A 15,372-nucleotide genomic window follows, 5' to 3' on the forward strand; every position below is an offset into this window, starting at 1 on the left:
TGTAAATACGGGGCCTGAAGCAGGTTTTCACGCCCGGTGGTATCAGCCCGGTTTTGACATTGACCTCACAGGTGAACGGATGCGCAGGCCAGCCCTTTACAGCAGTTCAAACCGTCCGGCGCAGGGCGCGGGTGATGCCCAGGTGCAGCCGCCCGAGCAGGCTGCCGGCCCAGACGGCGCCATTCCAGCCCCCGCACCTTCCCGTTTCCCCCGCGCCTCCCGCCTGGCCAAACGGCTTGCCCAAAACCAGCTTTACCTGCTCTGGTCGGTCGTCGGCCTGCTGGCCCTGCTGCTGGCCATCAGTTTTGCCTCCCCGCTGCGGCCCGCGGCCCGCAAGCTGACGCAGGAAGACATCAACGCGGCCGTCCTCAAAACGCTGGAGACCACAGTCCTGCCCTCCCCCGGCACCCGGGCTTACGACACCATCATCCCCTCTGTCGTGCGCATCGTGGGGCTGGGTAAAGACAAGGACGGCAAGGAAGACGGCGAGCGCAGCGTGGGCACCGGCGTGGTCATCGTCGACAAGGGCATCATCCTGACCAACCTGCACGTGGTGCAGGGCGCCACCACCATCAAGGTCACGTTCGCGGACGGCCTCGAATCCACCGCCAGCATCACCGGCGTACAGCCCGAGAACGACCTGGCCGTGCTGCAGGCCCACAAGATTCCCGACGACCTGATTGCCGCCACCATGCGCTCCACCGCCGACCTGGCACCGGGCGACCAGGTCATGGCCGTGGGCTACCCCTTCGGCATAGGTCCCTCGGCCTCGCAGGGCGTGATCTCCGGCCTCAAGCGCAACTTCCGCTCGCCCGAAGGCAAGCAGATGATGAGCAACCTGATCCAGTTCGACGCCGCCGCCAACCCCGGCAACTCGGGCGGCCCGCTGGTCACCATGGACGGCGAAGTGGTCGGCATCGTGACCGCCATCTTCAACCCCAACCAGCAGCGCACGTTTGTCGGCATCGGTTTTGCGGTGCCGATTGAAAACGCAGCCTCGGCCGCCGGCATGCCCCCCTTCTGAAGACTTTAAGGACATCGACGCATGGAACAGCACACGCCCGAACATTCCGCCGCCGGCCATGACGCCACCGCGCAGCTGATGGAGCAGATCCTCTATGAAGTCAAACGTGTGGTGGTGGGGCAAGACCGCTTCCTCGAGCGCGTCATGGTCGCCATCCTGGCGCAGGGGCATTTGCTGGTGGAAGGCGTTCCCGGCCTGGCCAAGACGCTGACCATCAAGACGCTGGCCAACACCGTGCAGGGCAATTTCAAGCGCATCCAGTTCACACCCGACCTGGTGCCGGCCGATCTGGTGGGCACGCGCATCTACAACCAGAAAACCGGCGAGTTCACCACCTCGCTCGGGCCGGTGTTTACCAACCTGCTGCTGGCCGACGAAATCAACCGCGCGCCCGCCAAGGTGCAAAGCGCGCTGCTGGAAGTGATGCAGGAACGCCAGGTCACGATTGCCGGCATCACCCACAAAGTGCCCGAGCCCTTCCTCGTCATGGCCACGCAAAACCCGATTGAAACCGAAGGCACTTATCCGCTGCCCGAAGCGCAGGTCGACCGCTTCATGATGAAGGTACTGGTGGACTACCCGACCGACGAAGAAGAATTCGTCATCGTCCAACGCGTGACCGGCCCAGCCGTTGCCGTCAGCGCCGTGGCCACCACCGAACAGCTGGCCGCGCTGCAGGCCGAATGCCGCCGCATTTACGTTGACCCGTCCCTTGTGCAGTACGCCGTGCGGCTGGTGTCGGCCACACGCAACCCGACCAGGCACGGCCTGAAAGACTTGCAGCGCTTCATCACCTTCGGCGCCAGCCCGCGCGCCACCATCAACCTGACCGAAGGCGCCCGCGCGCTGGCCATGCTGCGCGGACGCAGCTACGCCCTGCCCGAAGACATGACAGACCTCGTACCCGACGTGCTGCGCCACAGGCTGGTGCTGTCCTACGAAGCGCTGTCTGAAGGTCTGTCGGCCGACGGCCTAGTCGCGAAGATCATGGCCAAAATCCCGCCCCCAGCAAAACCCTTAGAGCATGAAAAACTCGCAGCCTAGTCCAACCCCCACTCCCGTCGCCAGCGCAGAACAACTGCTGCGCCGGCTGGAGTGGACCGTGCTGCGTCGGCTTGACGGCCTGCTGCAGGGTGACTACCGCACCTTGCTGCGCGGCACCGGCATGGACCTGGCCGACCTGCGTGAGTACCAGCACCACGACGACGTGCGCCACATCGACTGGAACGTCACCGCCCGGCTGGAGCAACCCCATGTGCGCGTGTTTACCGAAGACCGCGAAATGAGCGCCTGGTTCCTGCTGGACCTGAGCCCTTCGATGGACTTTGGCTCCAGCGAGCTGCGAAAGCGCAATGTGTCCGCTGAATTTGTCGCCGTGCTGGCCCGCATGCTGACACGCCACGGCAACCGCGTGGGCGCCATGCTCTATGGCTCCGGTGTTGATGCCGTGATCCCCGCACGCGGCGGCCGCCACCACGTGCTGCATTTGCTGCACACCTTGCAGGCCCGTCCCGAAACCACACTTCTCGGCCCCACACGCCTGCATGAGTTGCTCGAGTCCGCGGCCAGCTTCATACGCCGGCGCTCCACCGTGTTTGTGGTGTCCGACTTCATCAGCGAACCCGGCTGGGAAAAGCCGCTGGGCCAACTCGCCCGCCGGCATGAAGTGGTCGCCGTGCGCCTGCTCGACCCGCTGGAGCTGGACCTGCCCGACCTGGGCCTCATTCCCATCCGCGACGTCGAAACCGGCGAGCAACTGCTGGTCGACACCCACGACGCGGGTTTCCGCAAACGCTTTGCACGCATCGCGGCCCAGCGCGAAGCCGAGCTGCGCCAGTCGCTGGCGCGTGCCGGCGTGGACGCGCTGGAGCTTTCCACCGACGACAACCTGGTTGACGCCATCCTGCGGTTTACCGAGCTCCGCAAACGGCGCAGCCGTACATCAGGCGCCAACGCAGCAGGCGGCAAGCTGCCGGCTCACCTGAAACACGCCGCCTGAAGAAGCCGCCAAGGAACATCCATGAACTTCAGCTGGTTGACCTCATTCATGTCAAAACTTCCCCTGCCGACTTTCCTCTGGCCGGAGTTTTTATGGCTGCTGCTGGCCATTCCCCTGCTGGTGGCCGTGTATGTGTGGCTGCTGCGCCGCAAGAAAAAAATCGCGCTGCGCTACGCCAGCCTTTCCATCGTGCGCGAAGCCATGGGCCGCGGCCAGAGCTTTCGCCGGCATGTTCCGCCCCTGCTGTTTTTGCTGTCCATCGCCGCCATGCTGGTGGCGGCATCGCGCCCCTTTGCCGTGATCAGCCTGCCTTCACAACGTGAAACCATCATCCTCGCCATGGACGTCTCAGGCAGCATGCGCGCCACCGACGTCCAGCCCAACCGCCTGGTGGCCGCACAAAACGCCGCCAAGGCTTTTCTGGCCGATTTGCCGCGCAATGTACGCGTCGGCATCGTCGCGTTTGCCGGCACCGCCGCCGTCGTGCAGCAACCCACCCTCAGCCGCGAAGACCTCACGGCAGCCATCGACAAATTCCAGCTGCAGCGCGGCACCGCCATCGGCAACGGCATCGTCGTGTCGCTGGCCGAGCTGTTCCCCGACGCAGGCATCGACATCGCCTCCATGCAGTACGGAAGGGAAAAGCCCCGCGGCACATCGCTGGACCAGGCCCAGAACCCCGACAAGAACGCCAAAAAAGAATTCACCCCCGTCGCCCCCGGCTCCTACACCTCGGCCGCCATCATCCTGCTGACCGACGGCCAGCGCACCACGGGTGTGGATTCGATCGACGCCGCCAAGCTCGCAGCAGACCGCGGTGTCCGCATCTACACCGTCGGTGTGGGCACGGTCGACGGCGAAACGATTGGTTTTGAAGGCTGGTCCATGCGCGTCAAGCTCGACGAGGAGACCTTAAAAGGAATAGCCCGCGCAACACAGGCTGAATACTTCTACGCAGGTACGGCGGCCGATTTGAAGAGGGTCTACGAAACCCTCAGCTCGCGCATCGCGATTGAGAAAAAGGAAACCGAGATCTCCGGGCTGCTGGCACTGCTTGCCGCCGCGCTGGCACTGGTGTCGGCGAGCTTGTCGCTGCTGTGGTTTAACCGGATTCTTTGAAGACTCCGGGCGTTCCCTCAGAGGGGAAACAGGGAAGCGGCGCCACTTGAATCTGACGCACAAGAGAGTCGCCGCATCCTAGGCTTAACTTATCTTTTCGGTTTGGTGACCTCATGCCCGATCACACCGCCGACTGCGGCGCCGCCTACGGTCCCCAAGGCACTGCCGCCGGTAAGAGCCGCGCCGGCCACACCGCCTACACCGGCGCCGATGGCGGTGTTTTTCTCCTGAGTCGTCATGCCGCTACAGCCCGCCAAACCTGCAAATATCATCGCGCAAAGTGCAGTTTGTTTGATTCCAATCATTTCAGTCTCCTTGAGAACGTTAATGAAAGTGAAGAGCAAATGCCGCTTGATCACGCCGCCAACTCCTCTTCACGTGAATGAATCGCACACGGTTACCGGCTGCACGCCGGGGTGGCTTTTCATTGCTGGTGTCTTCATGCTAGGAGGCTGCGGGTTCTGCGGTGTAGGACGAACTCCCGATATCGGTACGTACTACGCCCGGTACCTCCGGAGGAAATTTCGCATGCAAATCCCGCCCGGACCACTTCTCAAGCTTGAACAGGAGCGCACCGCGCAGGGGGACGCAAACGCGTCATCCCATCAAGCGTCTCAGCCCCGCCTTGCCGCCTCTATCGCGGCGACGTCAATCTTTTTCATGGTCATCATCGCGTCGAACACGCGCTTGGCCACCTTGGGGTCGGGGTCGGCTATACCGTCAGTGAGCGCGCGCGGAGTGATCTGCCAAGACAGGCCCCACTTGTCCTTGCACCAGCCGCATTCGCTTTCCTGCCCACCGTTGCCGACGACTGCGTTCCACAAGCGGTCGGTTTCTGCCTGGTCATCGGTGGCGATCTGAAAAGAAAATGACTCGTTATGCTTGAAAAGTGGGCCACCGTTCAACCCAATGCAGGGAATGCCGGCGACGGTGAACTCGACCGTGAGCACGTCACCCTGCTTGCCGTCGGGGAAGTCACCCGGTGCATAAAAAAGTTTGCCCACAGTGCTGTCGGGAAAAGTGTTGGCATAGAAGTTTGCGGCCTCAACGGCACCACCGTCGTACCACAGGCAGATCGTGTTCTTGCTGGTCTTTTTGCTGGCCATGTCGTGTCTCCTGAAGGGTTGGGTATTCGGCACCCGGCGCCCGCCACGGTGCAAAGAACCCCCATGGTATCCATCCTGCATACCTGATTTGTCGGATGGGACTGATGCCCATGTAGGGATACTCCGATGCCCCAATGACAGCTGTGTGTTTGCCTATGCTCGTTCATATTGAGGAGGTGGTTGGCAGACTGGCCGCCTAGAATCAGTTTGCAGGCTCAGGCCCTTCCTTTCTTCTCAAACTGAAACACAAAGAATTCTTCATGCGTTACGCCGTCATCCTGTCAACATTGCTTCTGTGCTCCGCCTGCAGCGAAACATCGTCGCCACCCGCCGCCGTCATCCCGCCCACAGTGCCCGCCACCACACCCGCCGCTACTACTGTCAATGCCACTGCACTCGTATTACCTGACGCCAAGGAGGCTACGCAAGCATTCCTTCTGATGATGGAGATGCAAGAGTACAAAACCGCCGAACTCAAGCTCGGCACCTGCATCCCGGCTGTTGATGCCAAGTACCCAGGTCAAATCGCTTGTACGGTGTCATTGAAAATTGGGGCTGGAAGTTCTGAAACCCAGGCAGATTTTTATCGTCGCGGTAATAAATGGGTGGCCCAGCCGAGCAGCTCGCAGGATAAGTTACCGTTTCCAGATCCCAAGCTTTGAACGTTATGTCTAACAGTGTCGCTCTGCGGCCGAGTCTGGCCGCCGGCCATCTTCAACGCCAGACCTCAAGATGAAAATTTGCGCCGAATGTCAGTCGCCTGCCCCAGATGCACTGCTGGCGTGTTCCGCCTGTGGCTGCGGCATCTTCGTTGAACCAGATGCCCCGAACACCGAGAAGCGTGCCGATTCAGATTTCGCCGTGCTGCTTAAATGGTCGATTGGCTACTTGCTATCTGCGGTGCTGCTGGGTGTGGTCACATCCATTTTCGCGAACATGCTGTTACGCAGCGGCTTCAGAGCGGCGGCAGAGGGAATGGTCACATCGCCCATCATGTTGATTCCTCTTCTCACGATACTGTTCTTTGCGTTCTATTCAAGTCGCTATCCCAATCCTATCGCCCGGGCCGGTGCGCTATACCTGGCAATCTCGGTTCTTGGACTCGGTGTTCACTTGCTAAGCTCCGGGCGCCCGGCTGAATACATTGGCGCAGCGGCAAGCACACTAGTCTTTGCACTAATTGGCACAGCCGTCGCCTTCATCTTCAAGCGGAAGGAACGATGATGGCTGACATGGCAATCAACGCGGGCGTCGTCGGGTGTTCGATCGCCAGCTTTCCGCCGGTAAATCCCAGGTTGGGGCCCATGCTCCTGCGTTCACTCTTCCTTGTCCTCATCTTGGCAGGCGGATCCGTTGCCTTCGCTCAGGATCGCAGGTTTGAGGACGCTCTCAAGTTTCACGGCAATTGCGCAGTGGCTGAGGCAATCAGTGCTTATTCAGACCCGAACATCACCTCGATTCTGGAGGTCCGCTGTGACGGAACGGCTGCTCTTTGGCGCAGATCAAGCTCCCGGTATAAGCAGGGTGTTGTGCGTGGAGAGTTTGTCGGTGTACCGCTGGCGGTAGTGATCGACCACGAAGACCTCACAGCATTCATGAAACTTCCTCCACAGGTGGGAGCTCGCAGCACGGCACCCCACGGGACAACGCTTCGGCTCGCGATGCGTCAAGACCCGAGGGACAATTTCGTGGTGGTGGAGCTTCTAAGCGCGAACGGAGATGATCGCGGCCCACAAGTCATCACGTTTCAAAGAACCTGGAATCAAGTCTGGACTGGCATTGACTGGCCGCCTATTCGGCTCCAATGATGGCTTGTTATATCTTTAATGCTAGGACGTAGATGCAAGACCTGAGACAGTTCCACGCAAACCGTTCTTTGATCGCCCTGCGCCGTGAGGTAGTGGACGACAACAAGATCCAGGGTTTTGTACTGGGATCGTCGGACCAACTGGTCTTGCTCCAGTATGTCTATGACTTCAATCTGGACGGGCTCATGATTTTGCGCACCTCAGACATCTCAGAAGTCAAGTGCACAAAGACAGAAGAGTTTCAGAAGCAACGACTCGCGGAAGAAGGCCTCCTCTGCAAGGTTCGCTTTGACTACGCTGTTGATCTGTCCAATTGGCGAAGCGCTATTGATGACCTGCGTCGAGAGCATTCGATATTCATCCTGGAGTGCGAGCTTCTCAAGGATCCGGACTTCGCCATCGGCCACATCCTGGAGGCCGGAGAAGAACAGGTGAGCATGAAATACTTCACTGGTGCGGGCAACTGGCTCGAAGAGCCGGTTGAGTTCAAGTACGGCGACATCACGTCCTGCCAGGTGGCTACGAACTACGCAAATGTGTACCAGCGACACTTCGAGCGAAATGCCACCTGACTGGCGGCCGACGCGAACGTGCGAGTGTGTCAGGTCACTGCGCGGGTTAGGGCGTCAAGAATAAATTACGTTAGGCTTCTTGAATCACCATCACCGAAAGGATCTCGATGACCGCATTTGCACTCATCATCAAACACAAGACACAGCCTGGAAAGCGCGAGGAAGTTCGAAAGGTTTGGGGAAAACACATGGCGCCAGCCATTACATCCAACCCTGGGCATACCGCCTACTTCTACTGCTTTGACAATACCAATCAGGATTCAATCTGCGCATTCCAGCAATACTCGAGCGTTGAAGCGTCCCGGGAATTTCTGAAAACGAGTACCTATGCGGCATACCTGAAAGACGTGGAGCCGTTGCTGGCAGGCCCTCCTCAAGTCACAGCCCTTACGCCTATATGGTCCAAAGTGACCTGATCCTTCCGTCGAGCGGACGTCTTCTGGCAAGCTTGGCTTGTCGCCAGCCGCCGCTCATGCCAAACGTCAGGCGTCTCACATCACAACCGAGGTAATTCATGAGTACGAGAAACACAATCGTTGCCCTTCTTTTTGGCGTTGTTGCTGCCAGTGGCGCCTTCGCCCAAGTTGCTGTTACGCCGGCGCCGGATCATTCCACCCTGCTGCAAAGCGCAGATCCAAAACTTTCGGAAAACAAGCGCCTGGTCTATGACTTCTGGCGCGAAGTCTTCGAAGCCGGCCAGCTAGAGCTCGCAGAGAAATATCTGGCTGAAAATTACATCCAGCACAATCCGAATGTTCCCACTGGCCGCGCAGCGTTTGTCGAATTCTTCGGGAAGTTCAAGAAACCGAAGCCGATAGAAGCCAAGGTCGCAGCTCCACTCGTAGCCATTACGGCTGAAGGAAACCTGGTCATCCTTAGTTTTGCGCGCGAGCAGACGGATCCCAAAGATCCGTCAAAGAAGTACACGACGACGTGGTTTGACATGTTCCGCATTGAGGCCGGAAAGATTGCTGAGCATTGGGATCCGGCTGTAAAGCCGTAGGCCTTGTCGCAGCAACCTAACCGACCCATCAAACGGATGCCAGGCCAGCTACGCCGTCTTGGTCGCTGTTCGGATGTGAGCATCCAACCCAAACATCGGATCTCAGCTCAATGAATTCGAGACTCATCGCGGCATTGCTCGGAGTTTTTCTCCTCTGCGTTGCCTTGCTAAGCTTCGCCAGGCCAACTCTCTGCGCAACCGGTTGCGGCAATCTGCTGGAGCCGCTATTTCAAGCAGCCTACTATTTTCTTGGCCCTTGGGGTATACGCGGACTCCTGCTTGCACTCGCCGGTTTGATGTTCTGGGTCGCGATTCGAGGCAGAGAGTAGCGGTCGTGTATTACGGGCCGCCACCGCAGGCACAAACTGCCTATTGCACGTGGCATTCCCGCCGCAGAAACGCCAGCGCGTCGTGGAGCGCATGAACGGCATCGCTTTGTAGCGTGGCCTGCGCCTCTTCCACAAAGTCATCCCACAAGCTGGCGTATGCGTCCTGGTGCTGCACCGGCGCGTGGTCCACGATGTACTGGTGGGCCAGCGCGGGATCGAAACCGGATTTTTGAATCTTGCGCAGCAGGGTTGCGGCGCTTTTCTCGGTCAGCAGGGTCTTGGGCGCAGAGCCGGCGGCCACGCACAGGAACAGGGTCAACAGCGAACCATCGTCTGCATTGCTGCCGGTCACCTTGCTCCACACGGCGGATGCCTGGCGGTCATGGTGATCGACCTCGTTCAGGCCGTCTTCCACCCAGAAGTAGCGGCCCATGAAGGCCGGGCTGCGGTCAAACAGCTGGCGCGTTGGCAAGGCCGGATCAAGTATTTTTGGCGCGTCGGCCATCACGGACTGCCGCACCGCCTCCACCACATCCCGCAGGTGGGCAGGCAGCTTTTTCGGAACGGCGAGCGGCAGCGCAGCCGCAACCGCAGACGGAACGGCCCCGTGCTTTTTGCGCAACGCGGCGATCATCTTCTCAAACGCGACCCAGTCGGGCATCTCGGTGCGACCCGTCGCCAGCACCAGCAAGGCGGTGCGAATCACCGCTTCGGCGTCCTTGCCCGCTTCTTCGAGTTCGGCGGCGTCCATGCCCAGCTCGCCGGCAAGCCAGACGGCAGCATCCACCACCTGCGCCACCTGGCTGCGCCGGGCAAGTTCGGCCTGGTAGTCGGCCAGGTTGCGCAGCGACCATTTGGCCAGCAGCGGAATGTGCTCGTCGGTGAAGCCGCCGCGTTCATTCATGCCGAAGTGGCTGTTTTGCGGCATGGCGATCAGGGCCTTGAGCATGTCCGAGCCGCCCTTGGAGCGAGACAGCAACGAGAAATCGCGCAGCGATTCAGCCGCCTGGTGGAGGTCACCCTCACAGGAATGTTCAAGGTACAGGCTAACCAGGTTCACCATGCGGTCGCGGGCTTTTTCAAGATCGGGGCGCAAAAACTCATTGCCAAAATAACGCGCGATCTGCACCATGCCCTTGGGGCCTTCGACCCGCATGGCTTCGATTTTTTCGGCACCGATGATGCCGTGCTGCACGCCGTGCTGCAGCGCCTTTTCAAAAAAGGCGCGCGTATCGTAGAGCGAGATGACGGAAGGCGAGGACATGGGCGTTTGCAAGTTCAGATCGCCGATTCCTCGTCGGACTCGCGCGCCGTCGGTGTGGCCTTGCCGCGATCGGTGTCGCCGGTCTCAACCTTGCCGTCGTTCTGTGCATCGTCCTCGTTCTCGTCTTCCTCATCGCCTTCGGAAGTTATCGCCTTGTGCGCACTGCCTTTGGCGCGCAGCACCATCAGCATTTCAATGAACAGGTCAGGCAGTTCGTAACGCAGCAGCCAGGCGAGCTGCATCCAGTCGTTGTCGGCGATCTCATCGAGCTGGACACGCGGTCTCTCGTAGGCCGAGGCCAGCAGCGCGGACTGGGACAACATCTTGCCGTACTCGTCGGCCAGCTCAAAGCTGCCGCTGCGCGCAAAGCCCTCGACACGGCTCCACTGGTCTGAAAAATAATCGGCGAGGGCTTCGCTGCCACCGTCCAGGTCGCCGATAGCGTTGAGAAATTCCAGCGGGTCCGCGTCTTCCCGGAAGATCACCGCATTGACCATGCCGCGCAGGTGCGTGCGGGTCAGGTCCTTGTAGAGCTTTTCAATCACCACGGCGCGGGCAAACTGCGCGGGCGTGACCAGCAGGCTGACCACCGACTCGCGGGAGTTGTCGTACTCGCGAATGACTGCCAGGACGTCCTTGGGCGGCAACTGCTCCAGCACCACCATCAGCGCAGCATCACCTTCGTCGTCGGCCAGCCCGACCAGCGCAGCCTCGGCGCCGACGATGTCGCCGGCTGCAATCAGGCTTTGGGTTTTTTCGATCAGGGCGAGATGGTTCGTCATCAGGTTTTTACCTTCCAGGTCATGCTTGCTTGCGTCAGTCTTTGGCGTCAAAGCCCTGCTGGACCAGCCAGTCGGAACCTGCCTCGTGGCGTGCCCGGGCATCGGCGCTTTGCTCACGATCGTCATCGCCCTCAAACATCACCAGGGCGCCGTCGCCGTTCTCATCACTGTCTTCGTCGTCATCGCCGTCGTCGCCGTCACCATCTGCTTCGGCGCTCACGATGGACGCGGCCACCGGCAGGCCGGCCATGTATTCCAGCCCCGCCGTCAGCGTCAGGAATTTCTCCCCGCCGGGCGCCTGCAGGACGATGTGCGCCAGGTCCTGGGCCCAGGGCGCCAGCACAAAGCCATCCGCCAGGCTACCCCAGGCCGGAAAGCAATCGGCATCAACATCGTGGCTGAGCAGGTGTTCCATCACGGTTTTTCCCGTGAAATCGAAACCCTGGTGAAACACCACCGCCACCATCTCTGGGCTGGTGTCCATCATCTGCACCAGAAAGGCCATCTCCTGGCGTTTGCCGGCCAGACGCTGGCGCAACACGTCGCGCCCCTCGGAGTCGAATCGCAGGTCATCCATCTCGGACTGGTAGGCCGAACGCAGGTCGAGGAAATAGGGGGAGACGCTCATGCTGCCGGGTTTTTCATGGGGTGTTCTTCTTTGGGTCAGCAAGGGTCACAGTAGCGGGTTGAAATAGTCGGCCCAAATGGCACGCGCCGTGTCTATCGGGCTGTCGAGCAGGTTGCGGCGGCGGTTGTCGTCATAGGCCTGGCGCTTGTCCGCATCCGCCAGCACCTCATAGGCCTGCTGTACCGCCCTGAAACGCTCAGGCGCCTCGGGGCTGGCATTTTTGTCCGGGTGCCAGAAGGAGGCCTTCTGGCGAAAGGCTTTTTTGACATCGGCCAGCGTTGCGGCGCTGTCCAGCCCGAGGGCGGTGTAGTGATCAGTCATGCAAAAGTGGCTGTGTCCTGGACCGCAGGCAGGGAGCTGCACGGCATGTTGAAAGACTCACGAAGTGAGGGGATGCGCCTGCGCGGGCGGCGGAGGGATCAAGGATTATGCCCTTCTGGCGCCATGCAGGTCGGTGGGTGGGAAATGGCCTTGTTTCGTCCCTGGCGCTCGCAACCGCGTGACCCCAAGCGCAGCGACTGGCACCCAAGGGTGCAGCCGGGCCGGGTTACAGCTAACGATGGGCAAACACAACGGAATTGGCGATTTGGTCTGTGTTCGTCCATATTGAGGAGGCGATCAACACGCTGTCCTCCTAGAATTGGCTTGCGGGGTTTAGTACCTTTTTTATCGACCTGAGTGAAACTCAAAATGGGCAATAAGTCTTTTAATAACAAGCACTTGGCGGGTTTTTCAGTGGCCAGTTTATACCGCAGGCGCGATGTTATACCGCAGACCTTGCGGCATACATTACGTTAGAGCTCAAGAGATGCATCGCGATTTGAAACTCACGCTGATTCTTACGCCGCTACTGGGGGTGCCACTCTTTCTAGCTTTGGCTTTTCTCTGGAATCCTCATGGAACTTCGGGTTCGGAAGTTTTTGCTCTGGTCGGCTGGGCTGGGATGCTGCCGTACCTGTATATCGCTTCAGAACTGAGAGCGGAGCTTGGTGCCCTCACTCTGCCATTGGCGATCCTTGTGCAGCTTTGCTGGACGGCTGTCTGGGTCTACTCTGCGCTTCGTCTGTACCGAGTAGTGCGGTATGTCACTTCCGAATCTCATTGATTGAGCACGCTGTGCGCTTGAGCTCTAACATGTCAACCCACGCGGACACACAACATAGAGCTGCGGCTTCGCCGCGTGTGTTGTGCGCCGGTGGTCTCCAACGTTAGGCACCAGATGCCTCTCTGTCCAAACTGCGCCAGCGAAGTCAGCGTTGTGCAACGCTGGTCCTTTTGTCCGGCATGCGGAGCACCCTTTTGGCATGTGCGCGAGGGCGGCAACGCGGATGGTCCAACGCTGGTGGGCATTTCTCGATTCGTTTTGATCGTCGTGCTCGTCATTATTGGAGTTTCTCTGGTGCGGTCGGCTTGGACTGCTCTTGGCGTCATATACCTATTGGCAGCTGCATTGGTGCAGCTTTGGCGTCATGGCAGAGCGTTGGCCGTCGTCCTGCTGCTTTGTACCTTCATCATTGGGGGTGTACTGGTCATGGTCGCTGGAGCGGTGGGCTCTAAATGAACCAGAGGCCGAGTGTGTCTAACATACCAGTCGGACGGACCGCCTACGGCGTCCGCTCACTTTTGCGTTATCTCACGTTGAGAACGATATAGAAAACCACCCTCGACAAGCACGTCACTTATCGACGCTACCGCTCAACCCCACTCCGACAACCGCCCCGACACCAATCTAAAACGCCGCCCGCAACGCGAGGCCAGCGTCTCATCATGCGTGACCAGCACAAAGGCTGTTCCGAAGTCACGAGCGAGTTGCAGCATCAGTTCAAACACACCGTCGGCGGTTGATCGATCCAGATTACCCGTCGGCTCATCAGCCAGCACGCATGCCGGTTGCGTGACCAGCGCGCGTGCAATCGCCACACGCTGGCGCTCACCGCCTGAAAGCTCTGCGGGGCGGTGGTGGATGCGGTCTTGCAGGCCCACAGCCGCCAGCATTTTTGTCGCGACGCGTGCGCATTCCACGGGAGATTCGCGTCGAATCCACAGCGGCATCGCAACGTTATCGAGCGCGCTGAATTCGGGCAGCAAGTGGTGGAACTGGTAGACAAAACCCAGATGCTTGTTGCGCAGGTCGCCTTGCTGCTGGGGCGAGAGGGCCGAGAGCGTCTGGCCCTTCAATTCGACCTGGCCGCTGGTGGGAGCGTCGAGGCCGCCCATCAGGTGCAGCAGCGTGCTTTTGCCGGAGCCTGATGCGCCGACGATGGCGAGCGTTTCACCCGCATGCACTTGCAGATCAACGCCGTGCAGCACCGTTAAATCGATCAGGCCTTCGTGGAAGCGTTTGGTGAGGCCGCTGGCTTTCAGCACGATCTCCTCATTCAAGCCGGGGCCGCGGGACTGGCTTTGCCAGACCGCAGGCGCAGCGGCCCCCTCGGGGGGCAGCGTAGTACGCGAAGCGACAAGCGTGGGGGTCATTTTTTCACTCATAACGCAGTGCCTCCGCGGGGTTCACGCGGCTGGCGCGCCAGCTGGGGTAGATGGTGGCCAGGAAAGACAGCACCAGGGAGATGACGACGATCGGCATGATGTCGGCGTATTGCGGTTCACTCGGCATGCGGCTGATGAGGTAGATGTCTTTGGGCAAAAAGCTGGCGTTGAGCGCGCGCTCGATGGCCGGCACGATGACGTCGATGTTGAAGGCGATGCCCAGGCCCAGCAGCAGGCCCGATAGCGTGCCGATGACACCGACGAGCGCACCCTGCACCATAAAGATTTTCATGATGCTTTTGGGGCTGGAGCCCAGCGTGCGCAAGATGGCGATGTCGGCGCGCTTGTCGGTCACCGTCATCACCAGCGTACTGACGAGGTTGAAGGCCGCGACCGCCACGATGAGTGTGAGGATGATGAACATCATGCGTTTTTCAAGTTGCACGGCGGCAAACCAGGTCTTGTTCTGGCGCGTCCAGTCGCGAATCAGCAAATCGCCGCTCAGGCTTCGTGACAGCTCAAACGCAACTTCACGCGCCTGGTGCAGGTCTTTCAGCTTGATGCGGATGCCGGTGGGGCCTTCGAGGCGGAAAATCCGCGCGGCGTCGTCCTGGTGCATCATGACCAGGGCCGAGTCGTACTCAAAATGGCCGGAGTCAAAGGTGCCGACCACCGTCATTTGCTTTAGGCGCGGCACCACGCCTGCCGGGGTGACCTGGCCGCTGGGCGCGATCAGCGTGACGCTGTCGCCCTCACGCACGCCCATGGCGCGGGCCAGCTCGCCGCCCAGCACCACGCCGAATGCGCCGGGCACCAGCTTGGCCAGCGTGGGGCCGGACGTTACGGCGAGGTCGGTGACCTGGCCTTCGAGCGCCGGATCAATGCCGCGCACGACGGTGCCCTTCATGTCTTCACCGCGCGCCAGCAGGGCTTGCGCCGCGATGAAGGTGGCGGCGCCGGTCACTTGCGGGTTGGCCTTGATTTCAGCCAGTGTTTTTTGCGGGTTTGGCAGGGCAGCGCCGTTGGGGGCGAACACCTCGATGTGGGAGATCACGCCCAGCATGCGGTCGCGCACTTCCTTCTGGAAGCCGTTCATCACGCTGAGCACGATGATGAGCGCGGCCACACCAAGCGCAATGCCCAGCATGGACACGCCTGAAATAAAAGAGATAAAGCCGTTGCGCCGGGTGGCGCGGCCGGCGCGGGTGTAGCGCCAGCCCACTATCAGCTCATAAGGAATTTGCATACTCA

The 15,372-nt window shown here is 60.2% G+C and carries 18 protein-coding genes; 10 read left to right on the forward strand and 8 right to left on the reverse strand.

What is annotated here, in order from left to right:
• Positions 1–79: 79 nt before the first annotated feature.
• From ACXJKE_RS05465 to ACXJKE_RS05480, 4 genes are read left to right on the forward strand one after another with little or no spacing between them, the layout of a single operon-like run.
• Positions 80–1,024, forward strand: a complete 945-nt coding sequence (locus ACXJKE_RS05465) for a S1C family serine protease (protein ID WP_457279535.1) — start codon at positions 80–82, stop codon at positions 1,022–1,024.
• Between the two features lie 21 nt (positions 1,025–1,045).
• Positions 1,046–2,068: an AAA family ATPase gene (locus tag ACXJKE_RS05470; protein ID WP_457279536.1), complete on the forward strand. Its 1,023-nt coding sequence runs from the start codon at positions 1,046–1,048 to the stop codon at positions 2,066–2,068.
• Positions 2,049–3,023 carry a DUF58 domain-containing protein gene (locus ACXJKE_RS05475; RefSeq protein ID WP_457279537.1) on the forward strand — a complete coding sequence of 325 codons (975 nt, stop codon included), beginning with the start codon at positions 2,049–2,051 and terminating at the stop codon, positions 3,021–3,023. Before ACXJKE_RS05470 ends, ACXJKE_RS05475 begins: the two co-directional genes overlap by 20 nt.
• A gap of 48 nt (positions 3,024–3,071) precedes the next feature.
• Positions 3,072–4,142, forward strand: a complete 1,071-nt coding sequence (locus ACXJKE_RS05480) for a VWA domain-containing protein (protein WP_457279538.1) — start codon at positions 3,072–3,074, stop codon at positions 4,140–4,142.
• Between the two features lie 89 nt (positions 4,143–4,231).
• Here the strand turns inward: ACXJKE_RS05480 and ACXJKE_RS05485 are convergent, their stop codons facing one another.
• The gene (locus tag ACXJKE_RS05485) at positions 4,232–4,447 is read right to left on the reverse strand and encodes a glycine zipper 2TM domain-containing protein (protein WP_457279803.1); all 216 of its coding nucleotides are present in this window, start codon (positions 4,445–4,447) and stop codon (positions 4,232–4,234) included.
• A 309-nt stretch (positions 4,448–4,756) separates the two neighbouring features.
• Entirely contained in the window at positions 4,757–5,248 is a 492-nt protein-coding gene (locus ACXJKE_RS05490) for a VOC family protein (RefSeq protein WP_457279539.1), read from the reverse strand.
• A gap of 260 nt (positions 5,249–5,508) precedes the next feature.
• Between ACXJKE_RS05490 and ACXJKE_RS05495 the strand changes: the two genes are divergently transcribed.
• The 6 genes from ACXJKE_RS05495 (at position 5,509) to ACXJKE_RS05520 (ending at position 8,631) form a co-directional block, all read left to right on the forward strand.
• A complete protein-coding gene (locus ACXJKE_RS05495; RefSeq protein ID WP_457279540.1) occupies positions 5,509–5,910 on the forward strand; it encodes a hypothetical protein in 402 nt (133 codons plus the stop codon).
• A gap of 70 nt (positions 5,911–5,980) precedes the next feature.
• Positions 5,981–6,472: a hypothetical protein gene (locus ACXJKE_RS05500; protein WP_457279541.1), complete on the forward strand. Its 492-nt coding sequence runs from the start codon at positions 5,981–5,983 to the stop codon at positions 6,470–6,472.
• Complete coding sequence (locus tag ACXJKE_RS05505) at positions 6,472–7,056, forward strand: hypothetical protein (protein ID WP_457279542.1); 585 nt, start codon at positions 6,472–6,474, stop codon at positions 7,054–7,056. The genes ACXJKE_RS05500 and ACXJKE_RS05505 overlap by 1 nt, the downstream gene beginning before the upstream one ends.
• A 32-nt stretch (positions 7,057–7,088) precedes the next feature.
• Complete coding sequence (locus tag ACXJKE_RS05510) at positions 7,089–7,628, forward strand: hypothetical protein (protein ID WP_457279543.1); 540 nt, start codon at positions 7,089–7,091, stop codon at positions 7,626–7,628.
• A 107-nt stretch (positions 7,629–7,735) separates the two neighbouring features.
• Positions 7,736–8,044, forward strand: coding sequence for a putative quinol monooxygenase (locus ACXJKE_RS05515; RefSeq protein WP_457279544.1), 309 nt, complete (start codon positions 7,736–7,738; stop codon positions 8,042–8,044).
• A gap of 98 nt (positions 8,045–8,142) precedes the next feature.
• Positions 8,143–8,631 carry a nuclear transport factor 2 family protein gene (locus ACXJKE_RS05520; protein ID WP_457279545.1) on the forward strand — a complete coding sequence of 163 codons (489 nt, stop codon included), beginning with the start codon at positions 8,143–8,145 and terminating at the stop codon, positions 8,629–8,631.
• A gap of 369 nt (positions 8,632–9,000) precedes the next feature.
• Here ACXJKE_RS05520 and ACXJKE_RS05525 read toward each other — a convergent pair whose 3' ends face one another.
• The 6 genes from ACXJKE_RS05525 to ACXJKE_RS05550 all read right to left on the reverse strand — a co-directional run bounded on the left by ACXJKE_RS05525 (position 9,001) and on the right by ACXJKE_RS05550 (position 15,367).
• The gene (locus ACXJKE_RS05525) at positions 9,001–10,224 is read right to left on the reverse strand and encodes a hypothetical protein (RefSeq protein ID WP_457279546.1); all 1,224 of its coding nucleotides are present in this window, start codon (positions 10,222–10,224) and stop codon (positions 9,001–9,003) included.
• 14 nt (positions 10,225–10,238) lie between these two features.
• The gene (locus ACXJKE_RS05530) at positions 10,239–11,006 is read right to left on the reverse strand and encodes a hypothetical protein (RefSeq protein WP_457279547.1); all 768 of its coding nucleotides are present in this window, start codon (positions 11,004–11,006) and stop codon (positions 10,239–10,241) included.
• 34 nt (positions 11,007–11,040) lie between these two features.
• The gene (locus tag ACXJKE_RS05535) at positions 11,041–11,634 is read right to left on the reverse strand and encodes a hypothetical protein (protein ID WP_457279548.1); all 594 of its coding nucleotides are present in this window, start codon (positions 11,632–11,634) and stop codon (positions 11,041–11,043) included.
• A 45-nt stretch (positions 11,635–11,679) separates the two neighbouring features.
• Positions 11,680–11,955, reverse strand: coding sequence for a DnaJ domain-containing protein (locus ACXJKE_RS05540; RefSeq protein WP_457279549.1), 276 nt, complete (start codon positions 11,953–11,955; stop codon positions 11,680–11,682).
• 1,374 nt (positions 11,956–13,329) lie between these two features.
• A complete protein-coding gene (gene lolD, locus ACXJKE_RS05545) occupies positions 13,330–14,004 on the reverse strand; it encodes a lipoprotein-releasing ABC transporter ATP-binding protein LolD (protein ID WP_457279804.1) in 675 nt (224 codons plus the stop codon).
• 109 nt (positions 14,005–14,113) lie between these two features.
• The gene (locus ACXJKE_RS05550; protein ID WP_457279550.1) at positions 14,114–15,367 is read right to left on the reverse strand and encodes a lipoprotein-releasing ABC transporter permease subunit; all 1,254 of its coding nucleotides are present in this window, start codon (positions 15,365–15,367) and stop codon (positions 14,114–14,116) included.
• Between the last annotated feature and the right edge of the window lie 5 nt (positions 15,368–15,372).

The organism is Polaromonas sp. P5_D5 (assembly GCF_054049435.1).

Excerpts from the sequence above, each read along its gene's own strand:
- ACXJKE_RS05465 (WP_457279535.1), top strand. The coding sequence starts at position 80 with ATGCGCAGGCCAGCCCTTTACAGCAGTTCAAACCGTCCGGCGCAGGGC.
- ACXJKE_RS05470 (WP_457279536.1), top strand. The coding sequence starts at position 1,046 with ATGGAACAGCACACGCCCGAACATTCCGCCGCCGGCCATGACGCCACC.
- ACXJKE_RS05475 (WP_457279537.1), top strand. The coding sequence starts at position 2,049 with ATGAAAAACTCGCAGCCTAGTCCAACCCCCACTCCCGTCGCCAGCGCA.
- ACXJKE_RS05480 (WP_457279538.1), top strand. The coding sequence starts at position 3,072 with ATGTCAAAACTTCCCCTGCCGACTTTCCTCTGGCCGGAGTTTTTATGG.
- ACXJKE_RS05485 (WP_457279803.1), bottom strand. The coding sequence starts at position 4,447 with ATGATTGGAATCAAACAAACTGCACTTTGCGCGATGATATTTGCAGGT.
- ACXJKE_RS05490 (WP_457279539.1), bottom strand. The coding sequence starts at position 5,248 with ATGGCCAGCAAAAAGACCAGCAAGAACACGATCTGCCTGTGGTACGAC.
- ACXJKE_RS05495 (WP_457279540.1), top strand. The coding sequence starts at position 5,509 with ATGCGTTACGCCGTCATCCTGTCAACATTGCTTCTGTGCTCCGCCTGC.
- ACXJKE_RS05500 (WP_457279541.1), top strand. The coding sequence starts at position 5,981 with ATGAAAATTTGCGCCGAATGTCAGTCGCCTGCCCCAGATGCACTGCTG.
- ACXJKE_RS05505 (WP_457279542.1), top strand. The coding sequence starts at position 6,472 with ATGGCTGACATGGCAATCAACGCGGGCGTCGTCGGGTGTTCGATCGCC.
- ACXJKE_RS05510 (WP_457279543.1), top strand. The coding sequence starts at position 7,089 with ATGCAAGACCTGAGACAGTTCCACGCAAACCGTTCTTTGATCGCCCTG.
- ACXJKE_RS05515 (WP_457279544.1), top strand. The coding sequence starts at position 7,736 with ATGACCGCATTTGCACTCATCATCAAACACAAGACACAGCCTGGAAAG.
- ACXJKE_RS05520 (WP_457279545.1), top strand. The coding sequence starts at position 8,143 with ATGAGTACGAGAAACACAATCGTTGCCCTTCTTTTTGGCGTTGTTGCT.
- ACXJKE_RS05525 (WP_457279546.1), bottom strand. The coding sequence starts at position 10,224 with ATGTCCTCGCCTTCCGTCATCTCGCTCTACGATACGCGCGCCTTTTTT.
- ACXJKE_RS05530 (WP_457279547.1), bottom strand. The coding sequence starts at position 11,006 with ATGACGAACCATCTCGCCCTGATCGAAAAAACCCAAAGCCTGATTGCA.
- ACXJKE_RS05535 (WP_457279548.1), bottom strand. The coding sequence starts at position 11,634 with ATGAGCGTCTCCCCCTATTTCCTCGACCTGCGTTCGGCCTACCAGTCC.
- ACXJKE_RS05540 (WP_457279549.1), bottom strand. The coding sequence starts at position 11,955 with ATGACTGATCACTACACCGCCCTCGGGCTGGACAGCGCCGCAACGCTG.
- ACXJKE_RS05550 (WP_457279550.1), bottom strand. The coding sequence starts at position 15,367 with ATGCAAATTCCTTATGAGCTGATAGTGGGCTGGCGCTACACCCGCGCC.